Origin of the sequence: Hydrotalea sp., from assembly GCF_049968455.1 — a bacterium.
Lineage (GTDB): Bacteria > Bacteroidota > Bacteroidia > Chitinophagales > Chitinophagaceae > Hydrotalea.
This window is the reverse complement of sequence record NZ_JBMFQT010000002.1, coordinates 140,326-160,035: the sequence shown is the minus strand read 5'-3', so window position 1 is coordinate 160,035 and position 19,710 is coordinate 140,326. Positions and strand designations below refer to the sequence as shown.

Here is a 19,710-nt window from a genome sequence, read left to right as displayed (position 1 = left end):
AATTAAGTTACCCATTTTTTATTATTAGCATTTCAGTTTTAATTGCCGGTTGACCCATCTCGTACTTTAAATTTTGAATTGTTTTTATGCTTTTTTTCAAATTGTAAAATTTCCTTCGGTTTTTTCGTATTGGGGTTTGAAGTAGGTAAGCTATCTTTTAATAAAGGGTTAGTGGTGGTATCTGTCATTGGGTTATTATTAAGTTTTACCGTTTGTGGTTTTACCAATGCATCATAATTGTAGGTTTCTGTTTTTATTAATGTATTGGCGCCTGGTCTGTAATACTTCCAAATTCCATCTTTTACTGCATAGGCATTTACTTTAATTATTTTCTTATCTACTTTGTACTCATCATTTAGATCTTGCACAAATATGGTGTCTAATTTTTTTTGAGGATCAATTGCCTTCCAACTTTCAGTATGTTCTAGTGAACCATTATAAAAATACTCCTGTTCGCCATCCTTATTCCCCCAACGGTAATTTTCTACAGCAATCAAATCGCCCATTAAAGTATATCTCCGCCATTTACCTTCTTTTAAATTGTCTTTAAATTCACCTTCTTCCTCAAAACCTGGTTCACCTCTCAATTCATCAACATGAATTTTCCATTTACCCTGCTTCTTATTATTCATGTCAGTACAATTTAAAGTGTCACCTCTATCTGATAGTCTATAAGTTTTGCACTGCGCATTTGTGTTGTTGTAAAAAAGAAGGATGAATGGTATGAGTAACCAGCGCATAAATTGTATATTAGTTGTACGAATGTACTTTTTTTTGTCAAATCTAGTTCCAAACCAAAACATACTTTAACTAATGCAAATGAGAAAGAATATGCAAAAATTAACGCTTGTTGCTATCTGTTTATTTTTGGTAGTAAGCAGCTTTGCTCAAATAGCTCCAACTCCTGCTAATGAAAGGATAAAAGGGCTTGAAAAAAAAACGGATTTAATTCGTCAGTCAATTATTAATGATGTAGCCTTTCGAAATGTGGGGCCCAGTATTATGAGCGGTAGGGTCGTTGACTTGGCTGTTAATCCCGCTAATCCAAATGAGTTTTATGTAGCATATGCAACGGGTGGATTATGGTATACGCATAATAATGGACAAAGTTTTACTCCTGTATTTGATAGTGCCAATGTTATTACCATTGGTGCTATTGCAGTTGAATGGTCTTCAGGCACCATATGGGTAGGTACCGGCGAAGTAAATAGTAGTCGTTCATCCTATGCCGGCTTAGGTATATTTAAATCACTAAATAAAGGTAAAAGCTGGCAATATATGGGTTTACCTGAAAGCCATCATATTGGAAAAATTGTATTACATCCTTCCAATAAAAATATAGCCTGGGTAGCCGTATTAGGTCATTTGTATTCGCCCAACAAAGAAAGAGGTGTTTATAAAACTACTGATGGTGGAAAAACTTGGAAGCAAACTTTATTTGTGAATGATAATACCGGAGTGGTTGATTTAGATATTCAACCTAATAATGCTTCTGTATTGTATGCGGCTGCATGGTACAGAACCAGAACAGCATCCAATTTTGAAGAAAGTGGAGCTTCCAGCGGGATATATAAAAGTACTGATGGTGGGAATAGCTGGCATTTAGTTACTACTAACGGAGCCGGATTTCCGGTTGGGAAAGGTGTTGGAAGAATAGGCATTGCAACTGCCTATCAACACCCTAATTGGGTTTATGCTGTTGTAGATAATAATTTTCATTTACCCGATACTGCAAAAAAACATACCGATACCAGTAAATACACCATTAACGATTTTAAAAACTTAACAAAAGAGCAATTCTTAGCACTTGATAATAAAAAGTTTAATGCTTTTTTGCATATTCGACGCAATGGTTTCCCAGAAAAATACACAGCTGAAAATATTAAAGAAAAAGTGAGTAATGGCATGTTGAAACCCTCTTGTATTTGGGATTATTTAATGGATGCTAATGCCGCATTATTTAATACACCAATTATAGGTTGTGAAGTGTACAGAAGTGAAGATGCAGGTAAAACCTGGAAAAAAATGAATGAAAAGCAACTGAAATTGTATAATACTTATGGCTATTATTTTGGGAAAATATTTGTTAGTTCGGCTAATGATAATAAGTTAGTTATTACCGGGTTTGATGTTGAATTGAGTGAAGATGGCGGCAAAACTTTCAAACCAATAAATAATGCATTAACACATGCCGATCATCATGTTGCATGGTTAAACCCAAAAAATGATAGCCACATCATTATTGGCAATGATGGTGGATGCAATATTACCTATGATGATGGCGAGCACTGGTTTAAAGCCAATACCCCCTCAGTTGGGCAATTTTATTCCGTTACTTTCGATATGGCGAAACCATATAATGTATATGGAGGTTTACAAGATAATGGCAGTTGGTATGGGCCTTCTAATCATAAAGAGAATCCGGGATGGATGGCTAGTGGCGATTATGCATTTAAACCCATTAATGGGGGAGATGGTATGCAAGTGCAAGTAGATTGGCGCGATAATACAACAGTTTATTCAGGCTATCAATTTGGTAACTATATGCGTAGCAATAAACATAAACGCGCTTCCGTTGATGAACCTGATGCAGATGCTGCACCAGATAATAATTTAAATGTAACAGCAGCTGATGAAAAAAATGAAAAATCTGATTCCACCATTTATATTCATCCCCATGCCGATTTGGGCGAAGAGCCTTTGCGCTTTAACTGGCAAACACCTATTTTGTTAAGTAGGCATAATCAGGATATTTTATACTATGGTAGTAATAAATTTCAGCGTTCCATGCACAGGGGTGAACATTTAGAAACTATCAGTAACGACTTAACCACTAATCCGCCTCAGGGCAATGTGCCTTTTGGCACTTTAACTACAATTAGTGAAAGCCCCTTAAGATTTGGAATGTTGTATGCCGGTGCAGATGATGGCTCAATGCATATAAGTTTTGATGATGGTTATACTTGGCAATCTATTAATGAAGGGCTACCCAAAGGCTTATACGTTAGCAGAGTTACAGCTAGTGCATATAAAGAGGGTAGGGTTTATGTAAGTTTGAACGGATATCGAAATGATGATTTTAAACCCTATTTATTTGTTAGTGAAGATTACGGGAAGCATTGGAAGTCTATTGGTAATGATTTGCCCTATGAATCAATTAATGTGGTAAAAGAAGATAACAAGTTGCCAAACATAATTTATGTTGGTACGGATGGTGGTTTATATGTAAGCAATAATAATGGCAATAGTTTTATGGCTTGGAACAAAGGATTGCCATATAGTATACCGGTACATGATATTACTATTCATCCTATTGCCAATGAAATAATTTTAGGTACTCACGGTCGAAGCATTTACATAGCCTCTTTAAGTGAAATTCAAAAGAAATTGAAGTAATAAATGCTTATTTAAAAATAAGATGTTGCAACACTTCATTAGGTAAGGCCGGTAACTTTTTACTTTCCACTAAAAAAGTAGAAAGGCCGGCCAAATCTTTATAAATAAAGTGTTGTTGTGCTGCTCCTTCTAAATATCCTGCACCACTGGTATTGCCTGTACCAACTCGCATGCCTATCATTCTACGTACCATTGTTAAATGTTCATGTCGCCAAGTACTTAGTAAATGGTCCGTTTCAATTAATGCATCAATGATTTGATAAGATGTTTGAAGTAAAGGATAATTTCTATAAAGGGTAATAAATAACGCCGCTTGTAATGCTTGGGGGCTAAATTGCTGGCGCAGCAGTTTCAATTGTTCAGGATTACTGTTCAATGATTGAATATTGAATAAAATATAATCGAAATCATCAATTTTGTTTTTTTCGTAATCATTCAACCCATTTACATAAATATTTCTGTACACATTCCAAAATGGATGATTAGTAATATTTTCATATTGAGTATGTCGAGATTGAAAATGTTGCCATAGTTCAATTTCAAGAAATGGCATTCTTTCTAACCATTTATTTACTAAAATATCTAAAGTAGAAGCCTCTTCCGTTACATTAATTTTATGGTAGTCTCTTTGCATAAAGCCACCTTCGTTAGTTCGTTTATAATAATCTTCACGATAACGCTGTTGCATTTTTAAACCTAACGTAGCTTCTATTAACCTGAATTGCACACTTTGAAATCCTGATGCCGGAACCAATAAATTTCTAAATGAAAGAAAGTCTAAAGGCGTCATGGTATTTAAAATACGCACCTGTTGGTTGAGTAATTGTAAAATACTGTTTACGCGTTTTATTCTTTGTAAAATGATACCTGCGTCTTCCGTATTGTCATTAATTGTTTCTTTTTCGTAAATCTTTATTATGCTGTTAAGTTCAAACAAAATTTGTTTAAACCAAAGTTCATAGGCTTGATGAATAATAATAAATAGCATTTCATCATGTGCCGGTTCATTGCCCGGTTCAAAGCTTATGGGGTGTTGACTTTCTAAAATTTTGTCTAACTCTAAATAGTTGTGATAATAAATAGATCCGTTACTCATGTTGCATTGTTTAAGATGTTGAAAGTAGGTACAAAGTTGCATTTTTAATTTTTCACTTTTTTTAGATTTTAAATTAGTTGAAATATTTTTGAGTATGGTATAAATGTGTTTAATTTACACAAAGTATGATGTAGGATTAGTGCGGCTATTAATTAATCAAAAAATTATTCATTTATGAAAGCTGTTTATGGAATTGTTTTGTTTGTATTTTTCTTAAGCGCTTGTCAACAAAACAAACAACAACAAACTGCTAATTCAATCGGTGATACTGCTACAATTGATGGGCATCCGGCATGGATAATGCAGGGAAATATTTATGAGGTAAATGTAAGACAATATACTGCTGCAGGCACTTTTAAAGCATTTGAACCAAATTTGGATCGATTAAAAAATATGGGAGTGCAAACTTTGTGGTTTATGCCCATTAATCCTATTAGTAAAGTTGATCGGAAAGGTAGCTTAGGCAGCTATTATGCAGTTAGCACATATATGGATGTCAATCCGGAATTTGGTACCATGGCCGATTGGAAACATTTAGTATCTCTTTGTCATGAAAAAGGATTTAAAGTAATATTAGATTGGGTGCCCAACCATACCGGCGCTGATCATTATTGGTTAACAAAACATCCTGATTTTTATGTGAAAGATAGTACAGGTAAACCAATGATGGCTGCTGATTGGGCTGACACTCGCAAATTAAATTATGCCAATCAGGAATTAAGAGATAGCATGATTGCTCAAATGAAATATTGGATTGATTCTACCAGTATTGATGGTTATCGTTGCGATGTTGCCAGTGATGTGCCCGATGACTTTTGGAAAACATGTATTGCTACTTTGCGAAAGGATAAAAATATTTTTATGCTGGCAGAAGGTGATAAGCCCGAATTAAATGCTGATGGATTTGATGCAACTTATACCTGGTACGATTTCAATATTATGAAAGAAATAGCCAAGGGGAAAAAGCCGGCTTCTGCCATTGATAGCGCTATACATAGAACAGAAAATCAATTCCCCAAAAACGCTTTACGTATGTTCTTTACCAGCAATCATGATGAAAATAGTTGGAATGGTGCTGATTTTTCAACAATGCCGGGTAAAGTTCATGCGCCATTTGCAGTGTATACACAAACTATTTTTCGTAGCGTCCCTCTAATATATAGTGGTCAGGAAGAACCTATTTTGCGGGCCATTCGCTTTTTTGATAAAGATACCATGGTGTTTAAAAACTTTGAACGTGCACCATTTTATTCCAAATTATTACACTTGCGTTCGGAAAATGGTGCGTTAGCCGCCAATGCCGCATTTACGCATATTCATACCAATGTAGATAATAAAGTGGTTGCATTCATTCGTACTATGGGTAATAATAAAGTTTTAGTGGTATTAAACTGGAGTAATAGTCCGGTTAATGTAACTTTGAATCATCCTCAAATTATTGGTAGTGCAACGGAACTGTTTAGTAATGAGCATGTTAATTTTGCAAAGGGTGCATCACTATCTTTACCCGATTGGGGCTACAAAGTATTTGTGTATTAAATAATATTAAAAATGTATTTACTAAATAATGCAACTTCATCAATTACCCGAGCAAATTGTTAAAAGAAAAAATTTTTTATGTATTGGGTTAGATACAGAACTCAACAAAATTCCTAAGCATTTACAACAGCAACCCAATGCTGTTTTGCATTTTAATAAAGCAATTATTGACGCTACAAAAGATTACTGTGTTAGTTATAAAATAAATACGGCTTTTTATGAAGCAATGGGATCAAAAGGTTGGGATATTTTAGAAGCCACACTGCATTATATTCCCAATACTCATTTTACTATTGCGGATGCTAAACGGGGCGATATCGGTAATACTGCCGCACAATATGCAAAAGCTTTTTTTGAAACATTGCCTTTTGATGCTGTTACAGTAGCACCTTACATGGGTGAAGACAGTATAAAGCCATTTTTAGAATATACACATAAAACAACCATCGTATTAGGTCTTACCTCTAATAAAAGCAGCCAAGATTTTGAGCAGTTGACTGTTGTGCCAAAAACCAATCATGGTAATTCATCAAAAAAATTGTATGAGTTAGTAATTGAAACAATTGCATCTTGGGCAACACCAAATCAATTAATGTTTGTAGTTGGCGCCACAAAGGCCAATGAAATGCAACATATTCGTGAAATTGTACCTGAACACTTTTTCCTGGTGCCGGGCGTTGGTACACAAGGTGGCAGTTTAAAGGAAGTGGCAGAGTTTGGATGGAATAAACAAATTGGGATTTTAGTAAATGTAAGTAGAGCCATTCTTTATGCGGGTATTTCTGAGAATTTTCAGCAAATGGCTGTTACTGAAGCGGCAAAATACCACAGTGAAATGTCAGATATATTAAATCGAAAACTAGGATTGTGACAATATAATTGGTGCCATTGCATTTGCCCATTTTTGATACATTTTAACAGAATAATGAAGCTGGTCATTAGTTAATAGCGATGTAGGCATATTAGTATTAGTGTAAGTTGTAATATCAACAAAATGAACACCGGAGCCGGCACAGATTGTTTTACAAATTTTATTATAATTTGAAATTTCTGTATGAATAGATTGGATGTTTTCTGAAAAATGCTTTGTTGCGAACGGCGTATATCCCCAGTCCGGAATAGCAATGGCAATAACTTTAATGGGTTGTTGGTTAACAAATGCTAAAGTTTTTTGAATGAGTGCATGATAATCTTTCTCAAAATCGCTTTGATTTAAATGCCGGTATTGATTGTTCACGCCAATTAATAATGTTACAAAATCATAGGTAGGCTTGAAAGTATAGCTTGTCATGTGTTCCATCAACTCAAAACTGGTCCATCCGGTTTTTGCTACAATTTCAGGGGCATTACAATTAATATTGTTGGTACGCAATTGTTGTACTAATTGATAAGGAAAACTTTCATATAACGGAAGGCCTTCTGCTATAGTATAAGAATCACCCAGACAAAGGATGTTATAAGGTTGAGGCATACATTAAAAATTATTTTTCAAAATTTCATAAAATGCAAATACATCAGCAAAACTGCAATACAATGGGGCAGGTGCAACACGAATAACACCAGGCTCTCTGTAATCAACAATAATTCCGTTTTCTAACATTTTATGGTAAATCGCTTCCCCATTTTCTTTAAAAAATAAAGATAGTTGCGCCCCTCTCTCATTAGGGTTTGACGGTGTAATAATTTCAAATGATAAATGGGGTAGTTGTTGTAATAGAAATTCCAAATAACCGGTTAAGGCTATGCTTTTATTTCGGATAGCTTCCATTCCTGCTGCATCAAAAATTTCTAATGAAGCCAATAATGCAGCCGTATTCATTACTTGCGTGGTACTAATATTCCAGCCACTTGCATTTGCTTTAGGTTTAAACCCTTTTTCCATTTTAAAACGTTCCTTTTCATCATTACCCCACCAACCGCCTAAACGGGGAAAAGCTGTATCGGTAGCATATTTTTCATGAATATATAAACCACCCACTGCACCGGGGCCGCCATTTAAGTATTTGTAACTGCACCATACAGCAAAATCAACGTCCCAGTTGTGTAACTGCATGGGTACATTCCCTGCCACATGTGCTAAATCGAAACAAGTAACGGCACCGCATTTGTGTGTAGCTTCAGTAATGGAAGGAATATCAAATAATTGTCCGGTATAATACTGAATGCCACTCATTAAAACCAATGCCAATTCATGAGCATGTTGGTGAATGGTTTGTAGAATGTTTTCTGTTGTTATAGTTTTTTTACCGGGCTCAGGTTCAATTTCTATGATGGTATTTTCCGGATTTAGTCCAAAATGTTTTACTAACGTTTCAACAGCATATTGGTCGCTCGGAAAAGCGCCGGCTTCCATTATGATTTTAAACTTTTTTGAAGTAGGTTTATAAAAGCTCAGTAACAATAAATGAAGATTAACCGTAAGTGTATTCATTACCGTTACTTCATGCGGTAAACAGCCCATTACTTTAGCCAATGTAGGTTTGGCATATTCCTGATAATATAGCCAGGGATGACTTCCGTGAAAAAAACCTTCAATGGCATTGTTGCGCCAACTGTTTAATTCACGATGAATAATGTGTTCAGCCTTTTTAGGTTGTAAACCTAATGAGTTTCCACAAAAGTAAATGGCCGATTGATTTTGTATGGTTGGAAAGTAAAATTCATTTTTAAAACTGATTAAAATATCATGAGCATCGGCCTGTACAAAAAAATCAGGCTCAGTTGTAAATGGCGGCATTTGGTTTTGTTTTTACAAATTAAAATTAATTCTTTCAAACAAATTTGCTTATTTATGGATAAGTGGTTTTTGCTGTATGCGTTATTTAGCTACATTTATTGCTTCCAAAAATCAATGCTATGATAAAATTGTTTTTTCTGTATGTATTTATAAGTACTACAACGGTGTGTTTTGCACAGCAGTTGGTAACCAAAGCCAATTATGAACAAGCTGCTAAATATTCACCTAATCGGTTAAAAAAAATGGTGTTTAGTACATCGGTTGATCCGCATTGGCTAAAGAAATCCAATCGGTTTTGGTACATGTATGAAACTACGAATGGGAAAAAATGGTACATCGTTGATCCGCTGAAGAATGAGAAAAAAGCCTTGTTTGACAATGATAAATTAGCTGCGGCTATTACTTTAATTGTAAAAGATCCTTTTGATGCGCAGCATTTGCCCATTGATAGTTTAAAGTTTGTACGTGATGAAAATTGGATTCAATTTCAAATTAAAAGCTCTATTGATGAAGTAACGAATGACACTACTAAGAAGAAAAATCATGAAGCTGCCAATACAACGCCCAAAAAGAAAGTGTTTTATTTTGAATACAACATTAATACCAATGAGTTGGTTGAGTTGAAAGATTTTAAACGTCCCGTTCGCAAACCTGCTTGGGCCAATATTTCGCCAGATAGTGCTTATGTATTGTTTGGAAGAGATAATAATTTGTACTGGATGGATAAACAAAACTATGAAAAAGCTCTGCAAAATGAAGATGATTCAACTATTGTTGAACATGCATTAACAAAAGATGGCATTGAAAATTTTAGTTACTACAATAGCTCAAATTTATCGGGCATGGGCGAGTCGAATGTTGATAAAGAAAAAAATAAAAAGAAACGCAAAGCCGTATGGGCTTACTGGTCGCCTAATAGTCGTTACTTTTCATTAACAAGAGTAGATAATAGAAATGTACAAGATTTATGGGTAATTAATAGTATTGCACAACCCAGGCCAACCCTGGAAACTTACAAATATTGGATGCCCGGCGAAAAACAATCACCGGTTGATCACTTGTATTTATTCGACATGCAAAAGCAAGAAGGTAAAGAATTGCCTGTTGCTGAATTTAAGGATCAGGATATTAGTATTTGGGCAGCTCCCGGCAAAAAAAATAACAGAGATGATGATACACGCCCCAGCATTTGGTTAGGAACTAATCAGGCCTATTATTTTACGCGTACCAGCCGCGATTTAAAACGAGTAGATATTTGTAAAGCATGGGTTGGTCCCGACACTATTCAAACCTTAATACAAGAACGCTTTAATACTTATGTAGAAGTGAAAAGGTTGGGCTTGGTAAACGAAGGAAAAGAACTAATTGAATGGAGTGAACGTGATGGGTGGGGGCATTTTTATTTGTATGATGGAAATGGTAAATTTAAAAATCAAATTACCTCCGGTCCTTATCATTGTGAAGATATTTTAGGCATTGACTCTGACAAACGCATTTTATATTTCACTGCTAATGCACGTGAAAAAAATGAAAACCCATATTATCTTCATGCTTATAGTGTTCATTTAGACGGTACCGGATTGACTTTATTAGATGCCGGTAACTATGATCACGCTATTGAAATAAATGATGATAATCGTTATTTTGTAGATAACTATAGCAGAGTAAATACAGTTCCGGTTTCTGCTTTGTATAATACTGATGGAAAGCTATTAATGAATTTGGAAACGGCTGACTTATCTGCATTAATGGCTACGGGTTATAAATTTCCGGAAACATTTACGGTAAAGGCTGATGATGGCATTACAGATTTGTATGGGGTGCTTTATAAACCTTTCGATTTTGATTCAACCAAAAAATATCCTGTTATTGAATACGTTTATCCCGGACCGCAAACAGAAGCTGTTAATACTTCTTTTTCAACCAATATGAATCGAACAGACAGGCTTGCACAATTAGGATTTATTATTGTTACTGTTGGTAATAGGGGTGGTAATCCATCGCGCAGCAAATGGTACCATACTTATGGTTATGGAAACTTGCGCGATTATGGATTGGCTGATAAAAAAACTGCTGCTGAACAATTGTGTAACAAATATTCGTTCATGGACATTAATCGAGTAGGCATACATGGTCACAGTGGCGGCGGATTTATGAGTGCTGCAGCAATGTTGGTTTATCCTGATTTTTTCAAAGTGGCTGTATCTTCATCTGGTAACCATGATAATAGTATTTACAACCGTTGGTGGAGTGAAAAGCATCATGGAGTAAAAGAAATTATTAAAGGTGGCGATACCAGTTTTGTTTATAGCATTGATAAAAACCCTGATATTGCCAGTCATTTAAAAGGGCATTTAATGCTTTCAACAGGTGATATTGATAACAATGTTCATCCTGCTAATACCATTCGCTTAGCCAACGCTTTGATTAAAGCCAATAAGCGCTTTGATTTGGTTGTGTTGCCGGGTCAGCGCCATGGTTATGGTGATATGACAGAATATTTTTGGTGGCGTATGGCAGATTATTTTTCTAAATACTTGATGGGTGATACCACCGAAAGAAGCGTCAATATAACTGAAATGGATAATGATATACCCATGAGCAAATAATATTTGCTTGTGTAAAGCAAGAAAAGCACCTACTAAAAAATTACAGGCTTTTTTACTTTACTTATTTTTTTACACGAAAAAGCGGCTGATTATTGATTTTCAGCCGCTTTTTTATTTCATTTAAAAGTAAAAAAGTTCAACTTATTTGGTTAAAAATGCCCTGAAATCGGCCATTCTGGCTAAATTGTGGCTAATAGAAAAGTTGCGTAGATTGCTGTCTTCACTTATTTTAGGTAACTTACTTACCCCGGTTTTAACTACCATGTGTTCATGAAGTTTTTTAACCTCTTCAATAGATAAATCTAATAAGTAGGCAATTCTTTGATTGGGTAGTCCCATTACTTGAAATATCAAATACTTTCTTTCAAGTTCAGAATAATTGAAAGGATTGACATTCCTTATTCTTTCTTCCCTATAAACCAATGATTCTTCAATAATAGTGGGATATGGTAAAGTTGTTCGAGGATCTAAGTAAAATTCTTCACCATTCATTATACGCTGAAAAGCATCAATGATTAAATCTTCAAAAAAAGGTTTCATTAAAAAACCATCTGCCAAGCATAAAGTGGCATTAAATAAATTTTCCTCGTGATCGTGAACGGTTAAAATTAAAATTTTAATGTTGGGATAGAAAATCTTCATGTAATGAGCCAGCGAAGCACCGTCGGCAATAGGCATATTAATGTCAATTACCAATAAATCGGGTAAGGGCTTTTTCTCTAGTTCTAAATCTTTAATATATACCAGAAACTCATAAGCCGAGTAACAGGCTTTTTCCATTACAAAGTCTGTACGCTCAATAAAAAAATCTCTAAAACGCCAATGGGTTCGGTAGTGGTCATCTACCATAACAAATCTATACATGCACTCAAATATTGGTTAATAATAGGCATTTTGCCAATTTACAACCTCATGCTTTAATTTCTTTGATTTGTTGGGGGACAAATGTATTGGCAAATTACATTTTTTTACTTCAAATTTCCAAAAATCATTTTTAACTGAAATTTTTGCCCTTTTCTCCATTATTAATTTCTTCATCACAATTTCTAACAAGTTCATTTATTTTCGTAAAAAAATGTACATATGAGAAAGCTTATTTTAGGTGCACTGTTACTTTACATTCCCTTTAGTTCAATGGCGTGGGGTATGTTAGGGCATAGAGTAGTTGGGCAAATTGCCGAAAGTTATTTGAACCCCAAAGCGGCTGCAGCCATTAAAGAAATTTTAGGCAATGAAACTATTGCATTGGCCAGTACCTGGGCCGATTTTGTTCGCTCAGATAAAGATTATGATTACTTAACTCCTTGGCATTACATTAATGTGGCCGATAACTTAACCCAACAGGAATTAAACGCTTATTTAGCCCAGGATACTATTGCCGATGCCTACACAAAAATCAATTTTTTGGCAAGTGAATTGAAAAAGAAAGATTTGCCTAAAGATGTAAAGAAAATGTATGTGCGATTACTCATTCATATTGTGGGGGATGTCCATCAACCCATGCACGTAAGTCGTGAAGAAGACGCCGGCGGTAATAAAATTAAAGTATTTTGGTTTGGCCAACCTACTAATTTACATTCAGTTTGGGATGATAAATTAATCAGCAGTGAGCAACTTAGCTATACAGAATATACCAATGCTATTAATTTTACTACGCCTGAACAACGTAAAGCTTGGATGCAACAGCCTGTTAGTCAGTGGATTTACGATTCCTATGTAATTGCTCAAAAATTATATGGTGAAATCAATTCGCCCGATCCACGTTTAAGTTACCGTTATGTGTATGACCATATTGACATAGCCAACCAACAATTATTAAAAGGTGGTGTGCATTTGGCGGGTATTCTCAATCAAATTTTTGGTTAATTCAATTTATTGGAGAAACAAATTCCTTTTCACTTTTTGATATTACAATAGTTGCAGCGCCATTACCAATAAGGTTGGTAATGGCTCTTGCTTCACTCATAAATTTATCTACGCCTAATAAAAAGGCAAGTCCTTCTACCGGAATACTATGCAATGCAGAAAGGGTGGTTGTTAAAACAATAAAGCCACTGCCGGTTACACCTGCCGCACCTTTGGAGGTTAGCATTAAAATAAGAATTATCATTACCAAGTGCTCTAATCCTAAATGCACCTGATAAAGTTGCGCAATAAATACTACAGCCATTGACAGATAAATAGAGGTGCCATCTAAATTGAATGAATAACCCGTGGGAATAACCAATCCAACCACTGCTTTACTGCAGCCCATTTTTTCCAACTTATACATCATGGAAGGTAAAGCTGCTTCGGAGGAGGATGTGCCTAAAACCAATAATATTTCATCTTTAATGGCAGATAGATAGTGCAGCACATTAATGCCATAATATTTTAAAATACTTCCCAAAACAATTAGTACAAAGAATGCTGATGCACCATATACACATGCAACCAATTTGATAAGAGGAAGTAAAGTAGCTAAGCCAAATTTTCCAACCGTAAAAGCCATTCCCCCAAAAGCACCTAAAGGTGCCAGGTACATAATGTATTTTAAAACAAGAAATAAATAGTGTGCAATTCTTCCCAAAAAGTCAATAATGGTAACTCTTTTGCTATGATTATTAACAATTATACCCACAATAATGGCCACAATTAATGCTTGAATGGTGGTATTTGATTGAAGAAATGCCAGCCAACTGAAGTTTTCTGTAGAAGATTGATTTTTTGCAACGGATATGGGTAAAGTAGTAGTATCAACATGCCCTGGTTTAAATATTAGGCCAACAACAATTCCAATAAACAGTGAAAATGTACTTACCAATTCAAAATAAATTACCGCCTTTAAACCAATTCTTCCCACTTTTTTTAAATTCCCCATGCCGGCTATACCTAACACTATTGTAAAAAATATAATTGGTACAATGAACAGCTTAATAATTTCTATGAAATAAGTACCTAAAAACTTCATTTTTACTGCTGTTTGTGGAGCCTCAATACCTAAAACAATAGCGGTAATAATGGCCACAAAAACGTAAAATGTTAAGTGCGTGAATATTTTTTTCAAAAGCAAAAATTTATAAATTATCAATCAATATAAACTTAGTTCCAACCATAATGGCATAAATGGGAAAAATAGGACCATGAAAATAATGGTAAATGCAATTTTCGCACAAAAAACAAACAAAATATGGTAGGCTGTTTACAACACACTACTTTTGTTTCATTGTTTGAACGAAGCCTTTATAAAACAACTGCATTTAAAAAACACTTACAAATATTCAATTTTAAAACTGAACGATTATGGCTGCCAGAACCGATTTATTTCAATCACCTGATTATTATCAACTGGATGATTTATTGACTGAAGAGCATAAAATGATTCGTGATGCAGTTCGGAATTACGTAAAAAAAGAAATTTCACCCATTATTGAAGAATATGCACAAAATGCAGCATTCCCTGAACATATTGTGGCACAACTAGGCCAATTAGGCTGCTTTGGTCCAACTATACCCACTGCATATGGCGGTGGTGGTTTAGACTATATTAGCTACGGACTTATGATGCAAGAATTAGAACGGGGTGATAGCGGTGTGCGTTCTACTGCAAGTGTGCAAGGTTCGTTGGTAATGTTTCCTATATATGCTTATGGAAATGAAGAACAGCGCAATAAATATTTACCCAAACTGGCTTCAGGAGAATGGTTAGGTTGTTTTGGTTTAACGGAACCCAATCATGGCAGTAATCCGGCCGGAATGTTAACCCATTTTACAGATGCAGGGGATCATGTTATTTTAAATGGTGCCAAAATGTGGATTAGCAATGCCCCATTTGCAGATGTTGCTGTTGTTTGGGCTAAGAATGAAGCCGGTGAAGTACATGGATTGATTGTTGAAAGGGGTATGGAAGGGTTTTCAACACCAACTACACATGGCAAATGGAGTTTGCGTGCAAGTGCTACCGGTGAACTGGTTTTTCATGACGTAAAAGTGCCTAAAACTAATATATTACCAAACATTAAAGGTTTAAAAGGACCATTGAGTTGTTTAACCAAAGCACGTTATGGTATTGCTTGGGGTGCTTTGGGTGCTGCAATGGATTGCTATGATACTGCTTTGCGTTATAGCCAAGAACGTGTTCAGTTTGGTAAACCAATTGGTGCATTTCAATTGCAACAAAAAAAATTAGCCGAAATGATTACAGAAATAACCAAGGCTCAACTTTTGGTTTGGCGTTTGGGTGTTTTAATGAATGAAGGAAAAGCCACTCCTGCTCAGGTAAGCATGGCTAAAAGAAACAGTTGCGAAATAGCTGCCCGTATTTCTCGTGATGCCAGGCAAATGCTGGGTGGTATGGGTATTACCGGAGAATATTCTGTTATGCGCCATATGATGAATTTAGAAAGTGTAATTACCTATGAAGGAACGCATGATATTCACTTGCTAATTACCGGTATGGATGTTACGGGCTTCAATGCATTTAATTAGTATATGCACCTTTAAAAAATGAATGACCCTTCAAAACATAGTAAACCAAAATTTACAAATTTTCCACCCGTTTTTTTGGTGGGAATGATGGGTAGTGGAAAAAGTTATTGTTGTAAGCAATTAGTAAAACATTTAAACTTTGAAGGAATAGATTTAGATGCCTTAATCGAGGAAAGACACCACCAATCAATCGCCAATATTTTTGAACAAAATGGTGAAGCCTATTTTAGAAAAGAAGAAGCTGCTGCAATAAGGCAATTAGGTATTCAAAGCAATACAGTTATAGCAACGGGTGGGGGTACACCTTGCTTTCATCAAAATATGCAATGGATGAATGAACATGGCATTACTGTTTGGTTAAACACACCTGTTAATGTGTTAGTTCAACGATTGTGGCATGAAAAAAAACATCGCCCACTTATTGCACATTTTGAAAACGTAAATGATTTAGAAACTTTTTTAAATAAAAAGTTAGAAGAGAGAAGTGTGTTTTATGCATTAGCGCATATTCATATGAATGAAGCAACATTGAATATGCAATTCCTGGCAAATGCTATAGAACAGCTTTTTAAAAATAATTTTCAACAAAATAATGTATAAAATATGCATAGAGGGTTTTTAGTAACAGCAGCTTGGTTAGGGGCATTAACGGTTATCTTAGGTGCATTTGGCGCACATACATTAAAGCAGTGGGTTGATACGGATACTTTAAATGTGTATGAAACCGGTATTCATTATCAAATGTTTCATGTGCTGGCCATTATTGCTATGGGACTTTTATATAAATCATTTCCCGGCCGATGGATGCGTGCTTCGGGGCGTTTTTTTGCTATCGGAATTTTGTTTTTTTCAGGTTCATTATATGCCATTACTTTTTTAAAAGCAATGCATAACCCTACTGCAATTTCCATAATAGGCCCCATTACCCCATTAGGTGGATTGTTTTTTATAGCAGGATGGGTTTGTATGGCTATTGCTATAAATCGTAAAAGTTAATTCGGCAAAGCTTGGTAAGAAAATCTGAATAACTACTTCGTGTTAAATAAATAATCCACATATCCGGCCATTCTTTTAAATTGGTAGGTAGTTAGCTTAAATTTGTTAATATGGCAAACCGCTTAAAAAAGAATGTGCCGCCACCTCCTGATCCTGAAAAATTACAACCCGATAAAGAGGTGGATGTAACTGTATCTGAAGTGGTAAAAGATGAGCGAACTACCAAAATTGCAGGTGCAGTATCCCTTTTATTTGCCTTCTTCTTATTCATTGCCTTCTCATCTTATTTGTTTACTTGGCAAGATGATCAGGATAAAGTTCAGCAATTTGGTATAAAAATTTTTTCCTTAGAAGATGTACGCATTGCTAACTTATTAGGAGTATTAGGTGCTTATACTGCTCATTTGTTCATGTACAAAGGTTTTGGCATTGCTGCTTATTTGTTCTGTACCTTCTTTTTTGTACTTGGCGTGAATGGCTTATTTTCCAAAAAAGTTTTTTCAGTTAAAAGAAATATTCGTTATGTATTAGTAGGCTTGTTATTAATTAGCTTAACTGCTACATACTTAACGCCTAATATGCAATTTGCTTGGGGTGGGGCAGTGGGAAATATGTTAAACACCTGGTTTTTGAATTGGTTAGGTAAATTAGGTACAGCTGCATTTATTTTAATTGCTGTTTTCTCTTATATTATTTGGAGATTTAATCCAACTTTTAATATACCCCAATGGCTAAACTTTAAGCGCAGTAGTAAAAAACAGAATACTAATATTGCCGATCAAACAAATGAACAGGATGCAAATTTGGAAAACGATGAAATTCCGGTTAACAGAGAATGGCAACAAGAAAATTCTGAACTTAATGAAGTGCCATTAGAAGTGAATAGTAATGCGGACGAAGTAGTTTGGACCAGCTCTAATAAATTAAAAAATGAAGGCAGTAATGTTACTGTTATAATGCCTATCGTTGAGCCGAAGGATACCAATGATCCTTTGGTTCAGTTTGAACTAATGGAAAAAGACGCCGTACTGCATACTAATGAAAATGATTTATTGGAACAAGAAATTTTGGAACATGAAGCAGAGGAAAGTGAATTACTGGAAGCTGAACCGGTTTTAGCGCATGCATCAGCGCCTACTAAAAATGTGCCTCCTAACATCAATAATAATGAACATGAAAAGCAATCCCGTAGTGCCGCTTTAATGATTGATGATGCTGTTGAAATGCCGCTTGAAATTAAGCCCGTAACAACCGAAGCGGCTGTAACTTCGCCCAAAAAAATAGAACAAATACTGAGTGAGCCTTATGATACAACGGCAGAATTAAGCAATTATCAATTTCCTACTTTGGATTTACTGGATTTGCACGGTAGCGAAAAAATTGTACACGACCCGGCTGAATTAGAAGCCAATAAAAACCAAATTATTGCAACTTTACAGAATTATGATATTGCCATACAACGCATAGCCGCTACCGTTGGTCCTACGGTTACACTTTATGAAATTGTACCTGCACCGGGTGTGCGTATTAGTCGTATAAAAAATTTAGAAGATGATATTGCTTTGAGTTTAGCTGCTTTAGGTATTCGTATCATTGCACCTATTCCGGGAAAAGGAACCATTGGTATTGAAGTGCCCAATATTCGTAAAACAGTAGTAAGTATGCGTACTTTACTGTCAAGCGAAAAATTTCAAAAAAACAATTTTTCATTGCCCATAGCGATTGGTAAAAAAATTGATAACGAAAATTTTATTGTTGATTTAGCGGCCATGCCTCATTTATTAATGGCAGGTGCAACCGGACAAGGTAAATCAGTTGGATTGAATGCCATATTAGTTTCCTTGTTGTATAAAAAACATCCATCTCAACTAAAATTTGTATTAGTTGATCCTAAAAAAGTAGAACTAAGCTTGTATCGTGTGATTGAGAAACATTTCTTAGCAAAATTACCCGGTGAAGATGAGGCGATAATAACAGATACAAAAAAAGTAGTGAATACATTAAATGCTCTTTGTATTGAAATGGATAATCGCTACGATTTATTGAAAGAAGCAGGGGTAAGAAACATAATAGAATATAATAAGAAGTTTACGGAACGTCGCTTAAATCCTCAAAAAGGCCATCAATTCCTGCCATTCATTGTTTTGGTAGTGGATGAGTTTGCCGACTTAATTATGACTGCCGGTAAAGAGGTAGAAATGCCTATTGCACGGTTGGCACAATTAGCCAGAGCTGTGGGTATTCACTTAATCATTGCTACACAAAGGCCATCTGTAAATATTATTACTGGTACTATTAAAGCAAATTTTCCGGCTCGTATTGCCTTTAAAGTATCTTCTAAAATTGATAGTAGAACCATTTTAGATGCAGGTGGTGCAGAACAACTGATTGGAAAGGGTGATATGTTAATCAATTATAATGGAGAGATTGTTCGCTTGCAATGTGCTTTTGTGGATACGCCTGAGGTTGATAAGGTTTGTAATTTTATTGGAGAGCAAAGAGGTTATCCTGATGCTTTCTTATTGCCAGAATATGTTGATGAAAAAGACATGGAGGCAAAAGAAATGGATGTGGCAGACCGTGACCCTTTATTTGAGGATGCTGCCCGTTTAATTGTGCAAAACCAGGTTGGAAGCACTTCACTCATTCAACGTCGTATGAAATTGGGCTATAATAGAGCCGGGCGGTTAATGGACCAATTGGAAGCTGCCGGTATTGTTGGCCCTAATCAGGGTAGTAAAGCCCGTGAAGTACGATTTAAAACGGAAACTGAATTAGAGGAGTATTTACATTCTATGCTATAATTAGCATAATCCCTCTTCATATTTTTAATAGCTCAATAAACTATTCCACCAATACAGCGTTCTAAA

Annotated in this window: 15 protein-coding genes; 9 read left to right on the top strand and 6 right to left on the bottom strand. The window is 35.3% G+C overall.

Annotated elements, in window-relative coordinates; translation table 11 throughout:
* Positions 1-38 precede the first annotated feature (38 nt).
* Entirely contained in the window at positions 39-632 is a 594-nt protein-coding gene (locus ACP5P5_RS02235) for a hypothetical protein (RefSeq protein ID WP_428284485.1), read from the bottom strand.
* A 187-nt stretch (positions 633-819) separates the two neighbouring features.
* Between ACP5P5_RS02235 and ACP5P5_RS02230 the strand changes: the two genes are divergently transcribed.
* Positions 820-3,396, top strand: a complete 2,577-nt coding sequence (locus ACP5P5_RS02230) for a WD40/YVTN/BNR-like repeat-containing protein (RefSeq protein ID WP_428284484.1) — start codon at positions 820-822, stop codon at positions 3,394-3,396.
* 7 nt (positions 3,397-3,403) lie between these two features.
* Here ACP5P5_RS02230 and ACP5P5_RS02225 read toward each other — a convergent pair whose 3' ends face one another.
* Positions 3,404-4,492, bottom strand: a complete 1,089-nt coding sequence (locus tag ACP5P5_RS02225; RefSeq protein WP_428284483.1) for a tryptophan 2,3-dioxygenase family protein — start codon at positions 4,490-4,492, stop codon at positions 3,404-3,406.
* 174 nt (positions 4,493-4,666) lie between these two features.
* On the opposite strand from ACP5P5_RS02225, the gene ACP5P5_RS02220 reads away from it, so the two are divergent.
* Positions 4,667-6,031 (top strand): alpha-amylase family glycosyl hydrolase, encoded by a 1,365-nt coding sequence (locus ACP5P5_RS02220; RefSeq protein WP_428284482.1) that lies wholly within the window; start codon positions 4,667-4,669, stop codon positions 6,029-6,031.
* 28 nt (positions 6,032-6,059) lie between these two features.
* On the top strand, positions 6,060-6,902 hold the full coding sequence (gene pyrF, locus ACP5P5_RS02215) for an orotidine-5'-phosphate decarboxylase (protein ID WP_428284481.1): 843 nt from the start codon (positions 6,060-6,062) through the stop codon (positions 6,900-6,902).
* On the opposite strand, the gene ACP5P5_RS02210 is transcribed toward pyrF, so the two are convergent.
* Together ACP5P5_RS02210 and kynU are read right to left on the bottom strand one after the other, a co-directional pair.
* Positions 6,891-7,502 carry an SGNH/GDSL hydrolase family protein gene (locus tag ACP5P5_RS02210; protein WP_428284480.1) on the bottom strand — a complete coding sequence of 204 codons (612 nt, stop codon included), beginning with the start codon at positions 7,500-7,502 and terminating at the stop codon, positions 6,891-6,893. The genes pyrF and ACP5P5_RS02210 overlap by 12 nt on opposite strands.
* A gap of 3 nt (positions 7,503-7,505) precedes the next feature.
* Positions 7,506-8,768, bottom strand: coding sequence for a kynureninase (gene kynU / locus ACP5P5_RS02205; protein WP_428284479.1), 1,263 nt, complete (start codon positions 8,766-8,768; stop codon positions 7,506-7,508).
* A gap of 119 nt (positions 8,769-8,887) precedes the next feature.
* Between kynU and ACP5P5_RS02200 the strand changes: the two genes are divergently transcribed.
* Positions 8,888-11,377 carry a DPP IV N-terminal domain-containing protein gene (locus ACP5P5_RS02200; protein ID WP_428284478.1) on the top strand — a complete coding sequence of 830 codons (2,490 nt, stop codon included), beginning with the start codon at positions 8,888-8,890 and terminating at the stop codon, positions 11,375-11,377.
* 141 nt (positions 11,378-11,518) lie between these two features.
* Here ACP5P5_RS02200 and ACP5P5_RS02195 read toward each other — a convergent pair whose 3' ends face one another.
* The gene (locus ACP5P5_RS02195; RefSeq protein WP_428284477.1) at positions 11,519-12,241 is read right to left on the bottom strand and encodes a response regulator; all 723 of its coding nucleotides are present in this window, start codon (positions 12,239-12,241) and stop codon (positions 11,519-11,521) included.
* A 219-nt stretch (positions 12,242-12,460) separates the two neighbouring features.
* On the opposite strand from ACP5P5_RS02195, the gene ACP5P5_RS02190 reads away from it, so the two are divergent.
* Positions 12,461-13,243, top strand: coding sequence for a S1/P1 nuclease (locus tag ACP5P5_RS02190; RefSeq protein ID WP_428284476.1), 783 nt, complete (start codon positions 12,461-12,463; stop codon positions 13,241-13,243).
* A gap of 1 nt (position 13,244) precedes the next feature.
* Here the strand turns inward: ACP5P5_RS02190 and ACP5P5_RS02185 are convergent, their stop codons facing one another.
* Positions 13,245-14,423, bottom strand: coding sequence for a cation:dicarboxylate symporter family transporter (locus tag ACP5P5_RS02185; protein ID WP_428284475.1), 1,179 nt, complete (start codon positions 14,421-14,423; stop codon positions 13,245-13,247).
* 236 nt (positions 14,424-14,659) lie between these two features.
* Between ACP5P5_RS02185 and ACP5P5_RS02180 the strand changes: the two genes are divergently transcribed.
* The 4 genes from ACP5P5_RS02180 (at position 14,660) to ACP5P5_RS02165 (ending at position 19,644) form a co-directional block, all read left to right on the top strand.
* Positions 14,660-15,844, top strand: a complete 1,185-nt coding sequence (locus ACP5P5_RS02180) for an acyl-CoA dehydrogenase family protein (protein WP_428284474.1) — start codon at positions 14,660-14,662, stop codon at positions 15,842-15,844.
* 18 nt (positions 15,845-15,862) lie between these two features.
* A complete protein-coding gene (locus ACP5P5_RS02175; protein ID WP_428284473.1) occupies positions 15,863-16,444 on the top strand; it encodes a shikimate kinase in 582 nt (193 codons plus the stop codon).
* A gap of 3 nt (positions 16,445-16,447) precedes the next feature.
* A complete protein-coding gene (locus tag ACP5P5_RS02170; protein WP_428284472.1) occupies positions 16,448-16,840 on the top strand; it encodes a DUF423 domain-containing protein in 393 nt (130 codons plus the stop codon).
* A gap of 110 nt (positions 16,841-16,950) precedes the next feature.
* A complete protein-coding gene (locus ACP5P5_RS02165; protein WP_428284471.1) occupies positions 16,951-19,644 on the top strand; it encodes a DNA translocase FtsK 4TM domain-containing protein in 2,694 nt (897 codons plus the stop codon).
* The last annotated feature ends 66 nt before the right edge of the window (positions 19,645-19,710 follow it).

Bases quoted from the DNA above. Each gene is read 5' to 3' on its own strand.
- ACP5P5_RS02235 (WP_428284485.1), bottom strand. From the start codon at position 632: ATGAATAATAAGAAGCAGGGTAAATGGAAAATTCATGTTGATGAATTG.
- ACP5P5_RS02230 (WP_428284484.1), top strand. From the start codon at position 820: ATGAGAAAGAATATGCAAAAATTAACGCTTGTTGCTATCTGTTTATTT.
- ACP5P5_RS02225 (WP_428284483.1), bottom strand. From the start codon at position 4,492: ATGAGTAACGGATCTATTTATTATCACAACTATTTAGAGTTAGACAAA.
- ACP5P5_RS02220 (WP_428284482.1), top strand. From the start codon at position 4,667: ATGAAAGCTGTTTATGGAATTGTTTTGTTTGTATTTTTCTTAAGCGCT.
- pyrF (WP_428284481.1), top strand. From the start codon at position 6,060: ATGCAACTTCATCAATTACCCGAGCAAATTGTTAAAAGAAAAAATTTT.
- ACP5P5_RS02210 (WP_428284480.1), bottom strand. From the start codon at position 7,502: ATGCCTCAACCTTATAACATCCTTTGTCTGGGTGATTCTTATACTATA.
- kynU (WP_428284479.1), bottom strand. From the start codon at position 8,768: ATGCCGCCATTTACAACTGAGCCTGATTTTTTTGTACAGGCCGATGCT.
- ACP5P5_RS02200 (WP_428284478.1), top strand. From the start codon at position 8,888: ATGATAAAATTGTTTTTTCTGTATGTATTTATAAGTACTACAACGGTG.
- ACP5P5_RS02195 (WP_428284477.1), bottom strand. From the start codon at position 12,241: ATGTATAGATTTGTTATGGTAGATGACCACTACCGAACCCATTGGCGT.
- ACP5P5_RS02190 (WP_428284476.1), top strand. From the start codon at position 12,461: ATGAGAAAGCTTATTTTAGGTGCACTGTTACTTTACATTCCCTTTAGT.
- ACP5P5_RS02180 (WP_428284474.1), top strand. From the start codon at position 14,660: ATGGCTGCCAGAACCGATTTATTTCAATCACCTGATTATTATCAACTG.
- ACP5P5_RS02175 (WP_428284473.1), top strand. From the start codon at position 15,863: ATGAATGACCCTTCAAAACATAGTAAACCAAAATTTACAAATTTTCCA.
- ACP5P5_RS02170 (WP_428284472.1), top strand. From the start codon at position 16,448: ATGCATAGAGGGTTTTTAGTAACAGCAGCTTGGTTAGGGGCATTAACG.
- ACP5P5_RS02165 (WP_428284471.1), top strand. From the start codon at position 16,951: ATGGCAAACCGCTTAAAAAAGAATGTGCCGCCACCTCCTGATCCTGAA.